This window comes from Bradyrhizobium cedriense, from assembly GCF_054602315.1.
This window is the reverse complement of sequence record NZ_JBTSWB010000014.1, coordinates 1-18,351: the sequence shown is the minus strand read 5'-3', so window position 1 is coordinate 18,351 and position 18,351 is coordinate 1. Positions and strand designations below refer to the sequence as shown.

Annotated in this window: 11 protein-coding genes and 5 pseudogenes; 9 read left to right on the top strand and 7 right to left on the bottom strand. The window is 59.3% G+C overall.

Features of this window, described 5'->3' with window-relative positions; translation table 11 throughout:
- Positions 1-8: 8 nt before the first annotated feature.
- The 3 genes and pseudogenes from ACYCVF_RS35890 to ACYCVF_RS35880 form a co-directional block, all read right to left on the bottom strand.
- Positions 9-224: a hypothetical protein gene (locus ACYCVF_RS35890; RefSeq protein ID WP_459607551.1), complete on the bottom strand. Its 216-nt coding sequence runs from the start codon at positions 222-224 to the stop codon at positions 9-11.
- Positions 221-1,448, bottom strand: a pseudogene (locus tag ACYCVF_RS35885) (IS91 family transposase). The gene ACYCVF_RS35890 and the pseudogene ACYCVF_RS35885 overlap by 4 nt, the downstream one beginning before the upstream one ends.
- Positions 1,449-1,468: 20 nt before the next feature.
- Positions 1,469-2,325 (bottom strand): annotated as a pseudogene (locus tag ACYCVF_RS35880) (tyrosine-type recombinase/integrase).
- A gap of 1,207 nt (positions 2,326-3,532) precedes the next feature.
- Between ACYCVF_RS35880 and ACYCVF_RS35875 the strand changes: the two are divergent.
- Together ACYCVF_RS35875 and dapA are read left to right on the top strand one after the other, a co-directional pair.
- Positions 3,533-3,760, top strand: coding sequence for a hypothetical protein (locus tag ACYCVF_RS35875; RefSeq protein WP_459607553.1), 228 nt, complete (start codon positions 3,533-3,535; stop codon positions 3,758-3,760).
- Positions 3,761-4,260: 500 nt separating this feature from the next.
- Entirely contained in the window at positions 4,261-5,148 is an 888-nt protein-coding gene (dapA, locus tag ACYCVF_RS35870; RefSeq protein ID WP_459607568.1) for a 4-hydroxy-tetrahydrodipicolinate synthase, read from the top strand.
- Positions 5,149-5,236: 88 nt separating this feature from the next.
- Here the strand turns inward: dapA and ACYCVF_RS35865 are convergent.
- From ACYCVF_RS35865 to ACYCVF_RS35850, 4 genes and pseudogenes are all read right to left on the bottom strand, one after another.
- Positions 5,237-6,169 (bottom strand): annotated as a pseudogene (locus ACYCVF_RS35865) (IS630 family transposase).
- Positions 6,170-6,363: 194 nt separating this feature from the next.
- Positions 6,364-6,579, bottom strand: a complete 216-nt coding sequence (locus tag ACYCVF_RS35860; protein ID WP_459607551.1) for a hypothetical protein — start codon at positions 6,577-6,579, stop codon at positions 6,364-6,366.
- Positions 6,576-7,803 (bottom strand): annotated as a pseudogene (locus ACYCVF_RS35855) (IS91 family transposase). The gene ACYCVF_RS35860 and the pseudogene ACYCVF_RS35855 overlap by 4 nt, the downstream one beginning before the upstream one ends.
- A 20-nt stretch (positions 7,804-7,823) precedes the next feature.
- Positions 7,824-8,680, bottom strand: a pseudogene (locus ACYCVF_RS35850) (tyrosine-type recombinase/integrase).
- 690 nt (positions 8,681-9,370) lie between these two features.
- On the opposite strand from ACYCVF_RS35850, the gene tnpA reads away from it, so the two are divergent.
- The 7 genes from tnpA to ACYCVF_RS35815 all read left to right on the top strand — a co-directional run bounded on the left by tnpA (position 9,371) and on the right by ACYCVF_RS35815 (position 18,252).
- Positions 9,371-9,844: an IS66-like element accessory protein TnpA gene (tnpA, locus tag ACYCVF_RS35845; RefSeq protein WP_459607555.1), complete on the top strand. Its 474-nt coding sequence runs from the start codon at positions 9,371-9,373 to the stop codon at positions 9,842-9,844.
- On the top strand, positions 9,825-10,178 hold the full coding sequence (tnpB, locus tag ACYCVF_RS35840; protein ID WP_459607557.1) for an IS66 family insertion sequence element accessory protein TnpB: 354 nt from the start codon (positions 9,825-9,827) through the stop codon (positions 10,176-10,178). The genes tnpA and tnpB overlap by 20 nt, the downstream gene beginning before the upstream one ends.
- Before the next feature lie 52 nt (positions 10,179-10,230).
- Complete coding sequence (tnpC, locus tag ACYCVF_RS35835; RefSeq protein WP_459607559.1) at positions 10,231-11,802, top strand: IS66 family transposase; 1,572 nt, start codon at positions 10,231-10,233, stop codon at positions 11,800-11,802.
- Positions 11,803-12,210: 408 nt separating this feature from the next.
- Positions 12,211-12,726, top strand: coding sequence for a PleD family two-component system response regulator (locus ACYCVF_RS35830; RefSeq protein ID WP_459607561.1), 516 nt, complete (start codon positions 12,211-12,213; stop codon positions 12,724-12,726).
- A gap of 167 nt (positions 12,727-12,893) precedes the next feature.
- Complete coding sequence (locus ACYCVF_RS35825) at positions 12,894-13,712, top strand: IclR family transcriptional regulator (RefSeq protein ID WP_459607563.1); 819 nt, start codon at positions 12,894-12,896, stop codon at positions 13,710-13,712.
- 1,206 nt (positions 13,713-14,918) lie between these two features.
- On the top strand, positions 14,919-16,184 hold the full coding sequence (gene ccrA / locus ACYCVF_RS35820) for a crotonyl-CoA carboxylase/reductase (protein WP_459607565.1): 1,266 nt from the start codon (positions 14,919-14,921) through the stop codon (positions 16,182-16,184).
- A 1,636-nt stretch (positions 16,185-17,820) separates the two neighbouring features.
- Positions 17,821-18,252 (top strand): nitroreductase family protein, encoded by a 432-nt coding sequence (locus tag ACYCVF_RS35815; protein ID WP_459607566.1) that lies wholly within the window; start codon positions 17,821-17,823, stop codon positions 18,250-18,252.
- The last annotated feature ends 99 nt before the right edge of the window (positions 18,253-18,351 follow it).

The following is an 18,351-nucleotide window of genomic DNA, read 5'->3' as shown; positions in this document are numbered from 1 at the left end:
GATCGCAGCTAGCTATCGGCAGACTGTGTATCTGAAGCGGAGACGTGCTGGCTGCGCATCGGCGGCAATTTGAGACCGGGAGCGTTTTTGCAGGCGGTCGCGATCGATGGTCCGCTGCATTGAATGGTTGTCGTCGCGCGGTGTGGCGACACGGTTTCGACCGCGTCGGCGGTGATCGAGACGCTGGGAATGATGATCGTCGTGCAGGGCACGAACTGACTCACGACGTGTCGCATCGGAATGGCGGGGTTCGAGGGCTGGAGCGGCTGCAGCTGTGTCGAAAGCGCTCGACGATGCGCATGACGCCCCCACAATCGGGACAGGCAGGAACCTCGGCCCGGGTATGGAGGGCCGAATCCAAGGGCGACGGCTCGGCATTGTTTGGCGCTGTCCGCTCATGATCGAGAAGTTTGCGGCAGAGGGCGAGTTTGGCAGCGCGATGGCCGTTGGCCATGAAGCCGAAGTGGCGGATGCGATGGAAGCCGTCGGGCAGCGTGTGAAGAAGGAAGCGGCGGATGAACTCGTCGCGCTTGAGCCTCATGATCTTTGTCGCGCCGTTCTGGCGGTAGTCCTTCCAGGTAAAGGCGACGTGATCCTCGTCGAGGGCTGCGAGCCGGCTGTTGGCGATGGCGACGCGATGGGTGTAGCGGCCGAGATAGGCCAGCACCTGTGCGGGCCCGCCGAAGGGCCGCTTGGCGTAAACAACCCAGTTGATGCGTCGCATGACGTCGAGGTGGGCCGCGAAGGCAGCCGGCTCTGCCAGAGCTCCGAGATCGCCGAAGAAACGCAAGGCACCGGAGTTGAAGGCTGCCGACAGACGTTTGAGAAAAAGTGTGCGAAATAGTCTGGACAACGGTTTGACGGCCAGGAAGAAGTTCGGTCGGCAAGCGATCCAGCGCGCGCCATCGGGCGAGAGGCCGCCGCCCGGCACGACGCAGTGGACGTGGGGATGATGCATCAGCGCCTGCCCCCCAGGTGTGGAGGACGGCGACGCCGCCGATCGCACCGCCGAGCCGGCGTGGGTTGGCGGCGAGCGTCGACATCGCCTCGGCGGCGGCTTTGAACGGGATCGCATAAACGATGGCCTTGTTCTGAAAGGCGATCGCGGCGATCGGAGCCGGCAGTGTGAAGACGACGTGGAAATAGGGAACCGGAAGCAGGTCGGCTTGACGCGCGGCGAGCCACGCGGCTCGGGCTCTCCCCTGACACTTCGGACAGTGCCGGTTGCGGCAGGAATTATAGGCAACGCGTGTCGTGCCGCAGTCGTCGCAAGCCTCCACGTGGCCACCGAGCGCCTCGGTCCGGCACGCCACGATCGCGCTCATCACGCGCCGCTCGACCCGACCGAGATGACCGGCATGTACACGGCGATAGGCGTCGCCATGCCGGCGCAGAATATCGGCAATCTCGATGGCGGGCCTGTTGGAGCGGCTGTCGGAGCGGGTCATGACCCACTTCCCGCCGCGGATCATCCAGGTGGCGTCACCTCCAGCGACAGGCGATCGAGCGGGCTCTGGGTCGCTCGGATCGTATCGGTGGCGACCTGCGTGTAGCGCGCTGTCGACGACAAATTGTTGTGCCCGAGCAAGACCTGGATGATCCGGATATCGGTTCCGTTCTCGAGAAGATGCGTCGCGAAGCTGTGGCGCAGCGTGTGCAGTGTGACGCGCTTGGTCAGGCCCGCAGCCTTCACCGCCGACCGGCAGGCGGCATGCAACACGGTCTGATCGATCGGATGATCTTCGTCACGTCCCGGGAACAGATAAAGCCGCGGCCGGGCGAGCCGCCAGTAGGTGCGCAGGATGCCCAGCAGCTGGGGCGACAGCATCACGTTACGATCCTTCGCGCCCTTGCCGTGGCGCACCTGGATGACGCCGCGGGCGCTGTCGATGTCTTCGATCCGCAGTCCCGCGACTTCGGAGGCCCTGAGCCCGGCCGCATGGGCGGTGGTGAGCGCGGCGCGGCTCTTCAGACTCGATACCGCTTCAAGAAACTGAACCACTTCGTCGGCGCTGAGCACGACCGGCAGCTTGCGTGGTTCTCGCGCATAGGGAATGCGCTCCGGGATGAGCGCCTCGCCGAGCGTGACGCCGTAGAAAAACCGTAGCGCACAGACGATCTGGTTCAGCGCCGGCCATGAGATGCCGGTCGAGACCAGATGCACCTGGAACGCGCGGACGTCTTCCAGCTCCAACCGCTCAGGCGATCGGCCAAAATAGCGGCTGAACTTCGAAACCGCGCTGATGTAGGATCGCTGCGTCGCCGGCGACAGATTGCGGACGGGTCTTCGATCATGCGGCGGCGAAGAGGGCTCAAATCGGCCATCTCGATACTCCTGTCTGAGGGGGGTGGGCTCCAACACCCACATCCTCTCAGCCAGGAGGCGATCTACGCCACCTTGCCCCTTACGCCGCGGCAGCGGCTTCGTTCAATCCTGAATCTCAACAGACCCTAGTCCACATTTTCGGCGGGATAACTGACTGCGTCAACCCATCGGAGCGGTCGCGACGCATCATCGCAGGCCTGCGCCCGGCCATCGCCCGAACGGACTAGGTCCGATACGGTGACTGCGCGCTTCGAATGCAGTGTAGACCTCTGTCCCCTTCTACAATCTGACGGCGATCGACAACTTGCTTGAATTTTCTGCTTGGCTGTATCACAGGGTCGCCGGGTTTAGAGACCGGCTCGTCAGATATTTACCCAACGTGGTTTGATGTCATCACAGATGATGACCATCCGGGTTAGCAGCCCGCGAGCAACCTGGATGCGGGCGACACACTGCATTATGCCGGATAACTTACCGATGCCGAGCTGCTCCACACAAAGCCCGCCGTCCTAACAACCCTTCCAGCTGAGGCCGCCGTCATCATTCGTTGATCTCCTTGAGCCATCCATGTCCACTTGAAGACCTTGTGTCAGAAAGCCGACGAAAGAAACAAGCCGTTCCACAGGCAACTGACAGGATACGCCTCTTCATTTCCGTCAAGCATGGCCGCGCATCATCTTTAGCGAGTGGCACGGTGGTTGCTGGGATGAGAACAAAAGACCTACTGCCAAAGCGGTAGGTTCCTTTCGGGAGTTGCCGATGACGCCTCCGCGATTGATCTTGAACAATCCGCTGACGACGTGCCGTGCTTCGCTTAGGCGTAATCGGAGAGTCTTCCAGACAGATCACGCTAGGCGCGCCCTTACAGGTGCGTCTCCCGGAGGAACGTCCCGTCGCGAGGCAACTGGTCGAGCGATGGTCTCGCAGTTCCGAAGAGCCGCTTCGAATAGGCGATTGGCCACTCCCACAATATCGGAACTGTGCCGAGACGCTCGAGTAAGCCAGCGTTCTTGAAGATGCGGACATTTTGAGCAAGCAAAATATGGCCTTTTGAGATCGGCATGACCTTGCCCTCGAATTCATGATTCACGAGACATCATTCGAGTGCGGTCAGTTAGCTATCCTGCAGGCTGACGATCTTTGAACAACTACAGCACAGATTTGGGATGTATCGGCTGAGGGACATATCCTTGAAGGATCATGAACATGAAGCTCGTCGAACCTCATTCGTGCAGCCCCGCAGCCTCGGCCGTCCTTGTTGGCAGGGATCGCTGTGGCAACTGGGTTGTCCGCCAACAGAACGGCATTTTTGGTGGCCTGTTCGTGAGCCGAGCAGAAGCGCTCAAATACGCACTCCGCAAGAATGGCCGTCATCCAGAAGCCATCGTTGAGGTGTCACGCGAAATCGAACTCGACATCCCGTCAGACCGCTGATCGCCGAGCGCGACGCGTGCCTGATACGTCGACCGAACTGAGGGCGATCGAATGGCTGAGCTTTTGCTGCGCCTCCGACCAAGAAGATGTCATAAATGAACGCGATTGTGGTCACCCGCCAACTCAGAATCCATAGTGTAATCCATAACGAGCATCCAAAAGATGAAACTCTAGCTGTCGCTAAGATTGCGCGGATTGGTCGAGGCGCCAGGCCCGCGAGTGTTCCACACCAAAAGGTGGCACGTTTGTCGGTCTGGGCACGGGCGAGAACCTGATAGGAGGGCTTACTCTGGCATCACAGTTGCTCAACGCCAATCAGCTATCGGAGTTTTGATGGATTTTGACGAGGGGCATCTCGCTAACGAATTGGAGCCGGACGGTCTCTCGGATTGAATCTGGCCTTAATGCCATTGCGATCTTTTGCTTTTGGTCTTTTGGCGAATCTTCGGACAGATGGAGCAAGCGGCGTGACCTCGGCACCAAATACCTCAGCTTGGCTGATGGGTTACATACCCGATCTCCCCACTCCATTCGATAAAGCAGACCGCATAGATCTTGGAGCCTTAGAACGCCTTTGTGAATACCAGATCGCAGCCGGCGCTTCGGGCTTGGTGGTTTGCGAGACTGCCGGCGAAGCTTCGACCCTTTCGGACGCAGAGCGAGACATCATGGTCCGTGCGGCTGTCGAGATCGCCCGAGGTCGCACCCGGATTATCGTGGGCGCAGGTTCGAACTCCACCAACCGCGCCATCGAAACAACACGGCGCGCGGAAATGGCCGGCGCCGACGCGGTCCTTTCCGTCGTGCCCTACTACAATAAGCCCATGCAGAACGGCATCTACGCGCATTTTCGCGCCATCGCCGAGTCGACCGGGTTACCAATCATCCTGCACGACGCGCCTGGGTGGACTGCCCGCGAATTGGCGAATGACACGCTTCTCCGCCTCGCCGAAAGCAAGCAGTTCGTCGGACTGAGAGACGGGACCGGGGACATCAACCGTTCTATGCGCCTAAGGACGCTGCTAAGATGCGGCTTTCGATGGTTGTCTGGTGACGACGGAACGGCCTTGGCCTATATCGCACAAGGCGGACATGGCTGTGTCTCGCTGGTCGCGAACGTGAGGCCGGACCTGTGTCAGGCTATTTTTTGCAGTGTGAGACAAGGGCGCTTTCAGACCGCACAGTTCCTTCAAGAGAAGTTGGCCCCCCTCGAATCCTGCCTTTCAAAGGAAAGTCCGGCTGCTCTGAAATATGCCTTGAGCTTCCTCGGCTTGATGCACCCCGGTACGCGGCTCCCGATCGTAGAATTGGACGAGGCCGCGAGGGCCGTGGTCGCGAAGGCCGTCGCTGGAACCGACGGGTATCTGGCCGGCGCTGTAGGCACCTGATACTCATTGTTAGTAGATGTCATAGCGCTCTCGAATAAAGGTACGTCCGCAACGTCGGGCGGGAGCGCGAAGCTAAAGCATGATGGCATTAAGTTCGATATCCTGAATTTTTGAGGTAGTTGGCGCATTCGTTGGGTGTGAAGGCATCGAGTGCCTTGCCGATTGCAGCGCAGACCGCGTCGACGGTTCGCGCGGCAGCCTTGCAGAGCAGGTGCTTGAGCTTGCAAAGACCTGCCCGATCGGGTTCAGGTCGGGCGAGTATTTTGGCAGGAAGAAGAGTTTGGCGCGGACCGAACGGATGAGCTGGCGAACTGCTTTGCCCTTGTGGCTGCCGAGGTTGTCCAAGACAACGATATCGTCGGGCCGAAGAACGGATAGGAGAAACTTCTCGACATAGGTCCGAAAGCTCACGCCATCGATCGGTCTTTCGATGAACCATGGCGCATCGATCCGGTCATGACGAAGCGCCGCCAGGAAGGTCATGGTCTTCCAGCGGCCGCGGGGAACCTTGGCGGGGAGTCCGCGCGGCGTCCATCCCCGCAAGGGCGCCATGTCCGTTCTGGTCCAGATCTCGTCAATGAAGACCACCCGCTCAGCCTCGACGCGACCTTGATACTTTGCCCACTGGGCTCGCCGCCGCGCGACCGCGGGACAATCGCGTTCGCCAGCCGCCACGCTTTTTTTGAAGCTGAGCTTCTCGGCATGCACGAAGTCCCACACCGAGTGATAGTCGACCTTTAGGCCGCGTCCCGCAAGCTCGGCAACGAGCCCCCGTATGGTGAAATCGCCGTCCTTAATACGCTGCGACAGCCAGACCGCGTACTCGCCCGAAATTGCCTACGGCTTGTAACCGCCGATCTGGCCAGGCTCACCGCTACCGGTCTCATCGACCCGCTTCATCCAGCCGATGGCCGTGTTGATCGCCACCCCAAACTGCTTCGCGGCCTGAATTGCGGGACATCCCGCTCTCAATTGCCGCTACAACGCGCTTGCGAATATCCAGAGAGTACGGCTTGCCCATCCATGCTGGCCTCCCGCCCAGCTAGCATGGTGAATCAGAAACCGACTGATTTGGGAATCTGGAGGGTTCTGTAAGGTCGCGCTCACGCAGGGCGCGGCAAGCGCTTATCACGCGACCTCATTGAAGCCGGATTGAACGAAGGCGCGGGAGGGTGGGCACGGTGGTGAGGCTATGGGGATTGTTCGAGATCGCAGCTAGCTATCGGCAGACTGTGTATCTGAAGCGGAGACGTGCTGGCTGCGCATCGGCGGCAATTTGAGACCGGGAGCGTTTTTGCAGGCGGTCGCGATCGATGGTCCGCTGCATTGAATGGTTGTCGTCGCGCGGTGTGGCGACACGGTTTCGACCGCGTCGGCGGTGATCGAGACGCTGGGAATGATGATCGTCGTGCAGGGCACGAACTGACTCACGACGTGTCGCATCGGAATGGCGGGGTTCGAGGGCTGGAGCGGCTGCAGCTGTGTCGAAAGCGCTCGACGATGCGCATGACGCCCCCACAATCGGGACAGGCAGGAACCTCGGCCCGGGTATGGAGGGCCGAATCCAAGGGCGACGGCTCGGCATTGTTTGGCGCTGTCCGCTCATGATCGAGAAGTTTGCGGCAGAGGGCGAGTTTGGCAGCGCGATGGCCGTTGGCCATGAAGCCGAAGTGGCGGATGCGATGGAAGCCGTCGGGCAGCGTGTGAAGAAGGAAGCGGCGGATGAACTCGTCGCGCTTGAGCCTCATGATCTTTGTCGCGCCGTTCTGGCGGTAGTCCTTCCAGGTAAAGGCGACGTGATCCTCGTCGAGGGCTGCGAGCCGGCTGTTGGCGATGGCGACGCGATGGGTGTAGCGGCCGAGATAGGCCAGCACCTGTGCGGGCCCGCCGAAGGGCCGCTTGGCGTAAACAACCCAGTTGATGCGTCGCATGACGTCGAGGTGGGCCGCGAAGGCAGCCGGCTCTGCCAGAGCTCCGAGATCGCCGAAGAAACGCAAGGCACCGGAGTTGAAGGCTGCCGACAGACGTTTGAGAAAAAGTGTGCGAAATAGTCTGGACAACGGTTTGACGGCCAGGAAGAAGTTCGGTCGGCAAGCGATCCAGCGCGCGCCATCGGGCGAGAGGCCGCCGCCCGGCACGACGCAGTGGACGTGGGGATGATGCATCAGCGCCTGCCCCCCAGGTGTGGAGGACGGCGACGCCGCCGATCGCACCGCCGAGCCGGCGTGGGTTGGCGGCGAGCGTCGACATCGCCTCGGCGGCGGCTTTGAACGGGATCGCATAAACGATGGCCTTGTTCTGAAAGGCGATCGCGGCGATCGGAGCCGGCAGTGTGAAGACGACGTGGAAATAGGGAACCGGAAGCAGGTCGGCTTGACGCGCGGCGAGCCACGCGGCTCGGGCTCTCCCCTGACACTTCGGACAGTGCCGGTTGCGGCAGGAATTATAGGCAACGCGTGTCGTGCCGCAGTCGTCGCAAGCCTCCACGTGGCCACCGAGCGCCTCGGTCCGGCACGCCACGATCGCGCTCATCACGCGCCGCTCGACCCGACCGAGATGACCGGCATGTACACGGCGATAGGCGTCGCCATGCCGGCGCAGAATATCGGCAATCTCGATGGCGGGCCTGTTGGAGCGGCTGTCGGAGCGGGTCATGACCCACTTCCCGCCGCGGATCATCCAGGTGGCGTCACCTCCAGCGACAGGCGATCGAGCGGGCTCTGGGTCGCTCGGATCGTATCGGTGGCGACCTGCGTGTAGCGCGCTGTCGACGACAAATTGTTGTGCCCGAGCAAGACCTGGATGATCCGGATATCGGTTCCGTTCTCGAGAAGATGCGTCGCGAAGCTGTGGCGCAGCGTGTGCAGTGTGACGCGCTTGGTCAGGCCCGCAGCCTTCACCGCCGACCGGCAGGCGGCATGCAACACGGTCTGATCGATCGGATGATCTTCGTCACGTCCCGGGAACAGATAAAGCCGCGGCCGGGCGAGCCGCCAGTAGGTGCGCAGGATGCCCAGCAGCTGGGGCGACAGCATCACGTTACGATCCTTCGCGCCCTTGCCGTGGCGCACCTGGATGACGCCGCGGGCGCTGTCGATGTCTTCGATCCGCAGTCCCGCGACTTCGGAGGCCCTGAGCCCGGCCGCATGGGCGGTGGTGAGCGCGGCGCGGCTCTTCAGACTCGATACCGCTTCAAGAAACTGAACCACTTCGTCGGCGCTGAGCACGACCGGCAGCTTGCGTGGTTCTCGCGCATAGGGAATGCGCTCCGGGATGAGCGCCTCGCCGAGCGTGACGCCGTAGAAAAACCGTAGCGCACAGACGATCTGGTTCAGCGCCGGCCATGAGATGCCGGTCGAGACCAGATGCACCTGGAACGCGCGGACGTCTTCCAGCTCCAACCGCTCAGGCGATCGGCCAAAATAGCGGCTGAACTTCGAAACCGCGCTGATGTAGGATCGCTGCGTCGCCGGCGACAGATTGCGGACGGGTCTTCGATCATGCGGCGGCGAAGAGGGCTCAAATCGGCCATCTCGATACTCCTGTCTGAGGGGGGTGGGCTCCAACACCCACATCCTCTCAGCCAGGAGGCGATCTACGCCACCTTGCCCCTTACGCCGCGGCAGCGGCTTCGTTCAATCCAAAATCGATTCAACCTAACCCCATCCCGCTTTAGGCCACGTTCACTGGCGAACGATCGAATGATAATCCAAGGCCCTTGATCAGCAGAAACCCGGCTCGTCCCCAAGATCGAGCACGAAGGGATTGTCGCCGCGCAATTGCAGGATCTCTAAGTGCGCGTCCTCAATTTCGTCGCCAAGTGCGCCTGCCTCACTCTAGCAACATGGCACGCCTCATCCGACAGGCAATCCCTGAAGCAGCAATTCCAATAACTCGTCGAGCGTAGCTTTCAAGGGTTGGTAGGGACGCAACGCGGCATAATTGTCGTACTTCCGGTGCATCCGATGAGTTGGGAATCGCGACGATCAGTATCTGGCGGTCAAGCCCGTTAGCGGGCTCCCGGAAGAGATGCCGAGGTGCGTCTCGCCGCATCGCACTCAGCGAAACACGAGCAGAGCAATTTACTTACCTCCACCAGAGCAGCACAGGAGTTGCTTCGAACGCTCCAGCCCCATGATCGTAAGCGCGAATTTCTCCGCACCTTTTGCTTCTGATTGCTCTGATGCACAAGGTGTCCACCAAAATAGGTGGACACCTTGTGATGGCAGCGGATGATCAGAAACTGCGGGTCAGGCTTGTTGGCCGGAACGGTCGCCGGCGCTACGAGGCGGCATCGAAAGAGCGTCTTGTCACGGCCTGCCTTGAGCCTGGGGTTTCGGTATCGAGGCTTGCACTCGAACATGGGGTCAACGCGAACCTCCTTCGCAAGTGGATTAAGAAGCACACCGCCACCAGGTCGCTGCCGCCGTCTTCGCGCCCGGCGTTCATCCCGGTTCAGCTTGAGGGGTCCGCCGATCGAGCCCTGTCGCGGCAAGACGGCGTGGCGACGGTGGATTTGCCGGCGACTTGCGATGAAGTGCGTGGTTCGGAACCCAAAGGGACTCCAGCTTTTTGCTTTCCGGCCAAAGTGAGCGTGTCGCTGCCGAACGGCGTGAAGCTCGCGCTGGAATGCGGCGATGTGGATGCATTGACGGCGATCATCGGAGCACTGGGCCATGTTCAGACTGGGCGGTGACCTGCAGGTCTATCTGCACCGTGAGCCGATCGACTTCCGGGCTGGCATCAACAGCCTTGCGGTCCTGGTCCAGGAGACGATGGCGCTCGATCCATTCACTCCGGCGGTTTTTGCGTTCCGCAATCGCCGTTGCGACCGGATGAAGTTGCTGTTCTTCGACCGGTCCGGCTTTGTGCTGGTCCTGAAGCGGTTGACCGAGGACAAGTTCCGATGGCCGCGCCGCCAGGAGGCGGTTGTCACGCTGACAACCGAGCAATTGCACTGGATCCTTGACGGCATCGATATCGATGCGATGGTCCGCCATCCGGTGCGGCAATATCAGGTAGCCGGCTGAGCTCTCGAGTTGAGCGGTTGACGCGTCGGTACGGTTCAGATTCAAGAATCCGATGAATCGAACCGGCGATCCGAGTGTTGAAGTGCTGTTGGCGCGCATTGCTGCGCTGGAGGCGGAGAACCATCAACTCGCCGACCGCGTCATCAAACTCGAGGAAGAACTGGCGCTGGCACGCCTGCATCGTTTTGCGCCACGCAGCGAAAAGCACGTCGCTCGTCTCTTCAATGAAGCCGAGCAGGCCGCCGATGAGGATGACGCCGGCAGTGAAACGAACAATATCGCCGAACTTCCGGACACGGGCTTGCCACCCGTCGAAAACACAACGGGAAAGAAGCGCGGCCGCAGGCCGCTGCCGGCGAATCTGCCGCGTGAGCGCGTCGAGTATGACCTGCCCGACGATCAGAAGGCGTGTCCTTGCTGCCGTGGCCAGATGCATCGCATGGGCGAGGCTGTCACCGAGCAACTTCATATCGAGGTGAAGGCGAAGGTTTTACAGAACGTACGCTTCAAATATGCGTGCCGCCATTGCGATCGCACCGGGATCAACGCCCCTGTCGTGACCGCGCCGATGCCGACGCAGCCTCTGCCGGGCAGCGTTGCCACGGCCTCAACGCTGGCGTTCGCGCTGGTTCATAAATATGTCGATGGCACGCCGCTCTACTGCCTGGCGCAGGCCTTCGAACGCGCCGGTGTTCCGGTCAGCCGCGGCGCGTTGGGTCGCTGGGTGATCGGCTCGAGCGAGAAACATCTCTCCCGCATCTATGACGCCCTGAAGCTGCGGCTCAGATCGCAGCCTCTCATCCATGGCGACGAGACGACGGTTCAGGTCCTCAAGGAGAAGGACAAAAAGGCCACCAGCACATCGTATATGTGGGCTTATCGCAGCGGCAAGGGCAATCACGAGCCCATCGTTCTTCTGGATTATCAGCCGGGCCGCGGCCAAATCCACCCGCAGGCCTTCCTCGGCGATTACCGCGGCATCGTGATGAGTGACGGCTATACCGCATGGCGCACGCTGGAACGGGCCACCCACATCGGCTGCATGGCCCACTCCCGGCGGCGCTTTGTCGATGCCCTCAGGGCGAGGAAGAAGGGCGGCGGTCCGCCCGAGCAAGCGCTGCGGTTCTTCGACCAGCTCTACCGGGTTGAAAGGCAGGCGCGGGACGGAACACCGGAGAAGGGTGAAACACAGGCCGACTGCATTCGCCGCTTCCGCCAGCAACATAGTGTCCCCATCCTCAATGCTCTCAAGGTATGGCTCGATGACATGGCCCCGAAGGTCTTGCCTGACAGCAAGCTCGGCGACGCCGTATCCTACACCCGAAACCAATGGGAATATCTGACACGCTACACCGGGGACGGCAGCATGCCGATCGACAACAATCTTCTGGAGCGCGACATCAGGGTTTTTGCAACTGGCAGGAAGAGTTGGTTGTTCAGCGATACCGTGGACGGAGCCAAGGCCAGTGCCGTCGTCTACAGCCTGATGCTGACCTGCCGCGCCTCACGTGTCGAGCCGTTAGCGTGGTTGCGCCACGTCCTCACCGAATCGCCTCAGCGCGCCGGCGACGCCGATATTACCGACCTGCTGCCCTTCAACTTCCACAAAGCCGCCACTGCCTGAACGGCCCGGTATCGCCCGATACTAGGGCAATCCATCAAAACCGCCGGCGTCAACGTGCGGGGAAAATCGCGCTTACCCATGATCGACATGCGGCGATCATTGAGCCAATTTGTCAACGACAAGCGTTCCTGCGCTTCCCTCCCAAAATTGGTAGGCAGATTGCCTCCCGTTTTGCCGTATTGTTTCACCATTGATACCGACGACAGGTACGCGACCGTAGCCCCGCCAGTTGGAAACCATGGTTCGAGACATCCCGAGATCGTGAAGCTCTGCAGAGGCGTATGGATTCCACAGAACCCCACGTGGAGATTGAGGCTGCACATCATGCGAAAGAATACACGCCTCCGAAGAGCGGTTCCCAAAATGCGAGCTAGTAGCAGCTGCCGTTCAATTTGCTTTGAGCGGCCCTTGTCGACTGAACGTCGCGCACCAATGGTATTGGCAATCGCGGCAAGGCCTTACTTGGACCGATTGTCGAAAGTGCTTGATCAATCGGAGGTTTGTCTGGTTGCCGCTGAATTTGAGCGTAGCGTGTTTGCAGCCGCAGACTCTCAGCCAGATCTCATCCTCGTCGCGTCTCCGCCAATCGGAGATGCATTGAACACGTGTCAACGCCTTCGTGAGAATCGCTCAACAAGATATATTCCAATTTTCCTCATCTCGTTGAATTACAACGTGATCGATGACACTTCTTCTATTCACCAAGCGACAGCTGGCGCGTCGCCATGTCGGAACAAAAGCGACAAACGCGTGATCGCCGCGGAGGATGCTCCATCTTTGGTTGGCCGTAAGGAGAAAAAACAACTAGAGGGAATTCTTCACTTGCTTCGCTATGTGGAGGCTGAAATAATACAGCTGCATCTTGAAACATCGGCCGTTCTTTTGGGAGCCTCGATCGCCGATCTCGCTCAAAATTTGGAGTAGTGCGCCGGCATGCGCAACGCCCTGAATGCGATCCACGTCATCAACTGCGGTGTAAAGAAGTGGTAAGCGATTTCGTAGTCCGATCAATTGAGGCGACTAGCCGATCTAAGTCGCCGAACACGCCAAGCGGACGTTTGTCGGGAGCTCCCGCGATCGTTCAATCTAAATTGTTTGTCACGTCGTTTGAGAAAGGGCTGCAGGTATTGGAGACGGTCGGCCGTGCCGATCACAGCCTTTCCCTAGTTGAGATTACCGAGCGCTCTGGACTCAACAAGAGCGCCGCTCAACGGTTCGCCTTCACTCTCTCCGCTCTCGGGTATCTCGAGAAGGACAGTTTAACGAAGCGCTATAGCCTTGGCCCCAAACTCGTCGAGTTCGGCTCATTTCTTCACCACTCGGATGAACTCATTAGGAGTGTTGCGCCGGTATTCGCTGATTGCAACGCCAAATGGGACGAAGCTGTGGCTCTATTCCGATTGGACGGCACCGCGATTACTTGTGTCTACTGCCTCCCGAGCCGATACTCCATTAATATCAACCTCCGAAGCGGTGGGAAGATGCCGGCCTTTTGTACAGCTATGGGGCGAAGCATCTTGGCCTTCCTGCCGAACGAGAGAGTGGAAACCCTATTGCGGCGCTCGCACTTTAGGGCGCACACTTCTCGTACAATTACCGATATTGATAAGATCGAGCGAGCGCTTCGCAGGATTCGTCGCGATGGCTTTGCCATCGTCGATGAAGAGCGCACCGCCGGCGAGATCTCGATCGCAGCACCCGTGTTTGGTCGTCGCAACATGGTGGTTGCCTCGTTAGGGATAGTTGCCCCGGCTGCACGGTGGAGCGCTAACACCGCCAGGAGTACGTTAGGACCGGTTGTCGCTGAGCTTGCGCGAACGATTTCGACGTCAGCGTCCTTCCAGCTCGCGATCAATGGCATTTCGGGCGGATCTAAGAATAACAACCTGCTGGATCCGATAGCTGATTGACCTTCGCACTTTGACAAAGCTGGTCTTTGTGCCGGGACGAGGGCACTCGCGGTAAGTGCCAAATCGCTCCTGTGAACCGATTTTGTCAAACGTAGGACAAAGCAATAGGAGACCTGTACCAGGCCGGGCTGCAGGGATTGCAGCGCAATTCTGTGCTGGAATAGATTGAACCTCGTTGCCGTGGATCTCTCGTATAACAACAGCATTAAGAGCAACGTTTCCGCCAAAGTGCGGCGAAGATTCTCGCCCAATCGCGGCCGCACAGTCAATGATACGACGCCAGTTGGCTTCAACGTACGGCGATATGGCGTTTAGATCCTTCTTACTGCATTAATGCCTGAAAAGGAGTGCGCCTCGCGCAGCGATTATCATGGGTCCGGCCGCTCTCGTGTTCTCTCTGAACAAAATGGCGATGGACGATTCATGCGGATATACCCAGTGCAAGACTACGCGTTCAAACAGCCCTTCAATCCAACTGTGCAGGGTGACCAGAATCTGCGTTTCCGACGGCGCGCGAATATTATCATGCACGGCTCCCCTAAATTGTGGGAGTCATCCTTTCGGCTACGGAATGGCTTGCGCACTTCATTTTTCGTCCAACTGCCTCTTTAAGGCTTCACATCTCTTCTTCGAAGGGACCGATGTTCTCATCATGCATGTCATTCCGATTGATTGTTTCTCATAATAGGTGTATATTTTTCTCGAACCACAAGCTCTAATCCGCTCGCTTCGAAGGAGGTGACCATGCAGAGCCTCCCTAGTGGGCGAAGAGCCGTGCGATATCGCTGAGAAATGGGGGAACGAATGTTCCAGACCGAGATGTCTCAAGTCGTGCAGTTGCGCGCGTCGAGCTTAGCTGCGGAAAGCGCTCGACGGGAAGAGACCTTGCGTCTGTTTGTACGCGTGGCCGATCGCCGCACACCGAAATCGGTTGCATCGGCCTCTCACCAATGCGGCGAGATTTTGGAGCCCTATGGACACTCACTGAGCAACTGCCGCGCGCCTGGGACAGGTCTTCCAGGCGCCACTTCGGGGCCGTTTCAGTTCCCGAGCTGTCCGCCGACGGCGATCTCGGCAGTTGACACCAAGGTGTTTCGGCTAGTTGCCTGCAACAATCCAGCAAGTCGCGTAGCACCGCGAGCGCTGGCGTAACGTAAGTGCAACGAGCGGGTCGTCAGCAGTCCATTCAATTCCTTCGAGGTACCCATGAGCGGAATCAATCAACATGGCGGCTACAATCCGTCCGTAGCGAACGAAGCCAAGCCTATCGCGAAGGATCTTTACGAGATTGGGGAAATTCCGCCACTGGGTCATGCGCCGAAGCACATGCATGCTTGGGTAATACGCCGGGAACGGCACGGAACTCCAGAGATAGCAATGCAAGTGGAAGTGGTGGATACGCCATCGATAGGGCCAGAGGACGCCTTAGTCATGATTATGGCGGCCGGAGTAGGCTATAACGTTATTTGGGCGTCTCTCGGGCAGCCGGTCTCGCCCTTCGACATGCATGGGCACTCTTATCACATCGCGGGGTCCGATGCCGCGGGAATTATTTGGGCGGTCGGAGATCGCGTGAAGAAATGGAAAGTGGGTGACGAGGTAGTTGTTCATTGCCATCAGGACGACGGTGACGATGTCGAGTGCAATGGCGGCGACCCGATGTTCTCGCCTTCTCAGAGAATTTGGGGTTATGAAACTCCGGACGGATCCTTTGCGCAATTCGCACGCGTTCAATCGCGTCAATTGTTACGCCGGCCAACGCACCTAAGCTGGGAGGCGAGCGCTTGCTATCCAGGCACGCTTGGGACCGCATACAGGATGTTGTTCGGTCATCGTCCACACGTCATCCGACCAGGTCAAAACGCCCTAGTGTGGGGGGCGGCTGGCGGGCTTGGCTCGATGGCAGTCCAACTGGTATCTGTGACGGGAGCGAACGCGATTGGTATCGTCTCCGACGAGTCGAAGCGTGACTATGTGATGTCATTGGGGGCCAAGGGCGTGATAAACCGGAAGGAGTTCGACTGTTGGGGGCGACTACCCGATGTCCGTGAGACCGCCTACAGACATTACATGGAGGCCGTGCGCCGCTTCGGCACAGCGATAAGGGAGATTACAGGAAAGGGCAACGACGTCGACATTGTCGTCGAGCACCCGGGAGAAGTGACATTTCCAGTCAGCTGCTATGTCGTGAAACGAGGCGGAATGGTTGTCCTCTGTGGTGGGACCTCAGGTTACAATCTTACGATGGATGCCCGCTTTCTCTGGATGCGGCAGAAGAGAGTCCAGGGCAGCCACTTCGCCAACCCATATCAACTGTGGGAAGCGAATCGGCTGGTTGCTGAACGGCGCATAGATCCCTGCCTGTCCGAAGTGTTTACGTGGCACGAAATTCCGCGCGCACATGAGAAAATGTCGAAGAATCAGCACCTGCCTGGAAACATGGCGGTTCTTGTCCAAGCAAGTGCGGCGTAGCCCATCAAGCATGGTGGGAGCTCGCAAGGCCATAGGTCAACGGCCGAGACGACGTGACCTCGAGAATATCTTATTGACGCGCTCGGGATTCAGTCTGGTGATCGAAAGGACGGAGTCGTTTCAGTCGACTTGGTCTCGGCTGTGATCGCTACCCACACTCAATCTGCGGACCCAGAATGGTGCGTTTGGCTAAGGACTGAAGCCAAGTACTTGCGGGCCAGCTTGCCATATCGGGTTGCGACGCGCATGAAGTCTTTCAGTCTGTTAAAGGCGCCCTCGATGCGTCAGTGAAGCCTGCAAAGGCGCTTGTTGAAGTTGAACAGTCGTATTTTGTTGCTGCGATTTGGAATGACCGGCCTAGTTCCGCGCTTCGTTGCGCCGACGGTTTTCTTGTGACCGATTACGTGCTTGAGCGCTGAGCGCTCGACTTGACCGCGGAGCGGCGACCAGCCGCGAGAAGACGTTTTGGATTAGGCGCAAAGCAGACTCAGCGAGCCAGGGAGGAACCGGAGATTGCCAGGTGACTGCGGGTGACGACGACCTCGGCAGTCGCCGGGGTCGCGCAAGGTTGGATTCGCGGTAGATGCTCACCCACGCTAAGCGCCTCCCGGTGAGGAAAACCTAGGGCCCCCTCATCCTCAAACAACGCTCAAGCTCGGTACGGGAGATGGTCACCATCATCGTCCCTATCCTCGTCAGCCAACCATGTCTGATTGGAGGCCCGATGTCGGAAAGCCAACACAGGCAGCACGGTCATTCCGCAGGAGGGAACGCATATTGCTTTCCTTAAGCAAGGCGCGCATCAGATCTCGCGAGTGGCACGCCGATTGCTGGGATGAGAAGGAACAGCCCCCGCCAAGGCGGTGGCTTAGCTCGGACAGTTGCCGACGGCGCCTCGAATAATGCTAGTGAAATGCGCTGACAGGGTTTGTGTTTGGCTACACCATAGCCGGGAACATTAACGCAGTGCTACGAACTTCGGCTATCCCGCCCAAATTGCTGCAGTCTCCGACAGAAACACCGGGGGCATGAGCTGAGCTTCGGCTCAAGCGGAAGGTTTTAAAGGCGGGATGACTGCCAATATGGATTGAGCACGCATCGGCTGAGCAGCATAGGATTTGAAAGTCATTGACGGGATATCAACAAGAAGCTCGTCGAGCCTCCTTCTTGCAGAGCCGCAGCGTCGACCGTCCTCGTTGGCAAGATTCGCCGTGGCAATTGGTTTGGTCGCGAACAGAACTGGATTTTGGCGGTCCATTCGTGAACCGCGTCAAAGCGTTCAAATACGCACTGTTGGAGAATCAAAATCGCCATGATCCAAACGCCATCCTCGAGGTATGCGAAATCTCGCTCCATATTTCCGTCCAATCCGCAGATCGCCGGCACGGGGTGCTCAGATACGTCAGCACGTTTGAGCAGGTCGAGTGGTTGAGCTTTGCTGCGCGTTCACGAGGATAAGATCGTCAGTACCATCATAGCGCTCGCGCGAGCGTCCAGTTTGGATGTGTGATCATCATGGGCAGCGAAAAAGGTGAAGTCGATCTCGCTAAGACGGCGCGGCTCTGGTCGAGGCCGCCAGGCCCGCGGCCCTACCAAGCGGGCGCCACCGAGCCCCAAATGGACCAAGGAGAAGAGAGTGACCATTCAAGATCCGGCCTCCAAAACCCGAGCCCCCGAACATCCCGCAGATCGGATATTCATCGACCGGTGGTCGCCGCGGGGGTTCACGGAAGATCAGATCCCGGAAGGAGTCCTGAACACCTTCTTCGAGGCCGCTCGGTGGGCGCCGTCGGCCTTTAACTCCCAGCCATGGCGTTTTCTCTATGCCTTGCGCGGTCAGTCAGAATTCGAAATCTTTCTTACCCCGTTAATCGGGTTCAATCGGGGATGGGCGCAACGCGCGGCGGCGCTAGTTTATCTGCTGTCGAGGAAGGCCTTCACCCCACCGGGGAAAACCGACCCGCAATTCTCGCGCACGCATTCCTTCGACAGCGGCGCGGCCTGGGCCAACTTTGCTAACCAGGCAACAGCCGCAGGTTGGGCGGCTGCGGCGCGGCAATCAAGGTGACAGTGGAGCGTCAATCAGGATGAGAGAGTTGTCGCCTGGGCTGTGACGCAGGGAGGGCGTAGCCCGACCGGAGTTACAGCCCAGGCGACGGCGCGATCC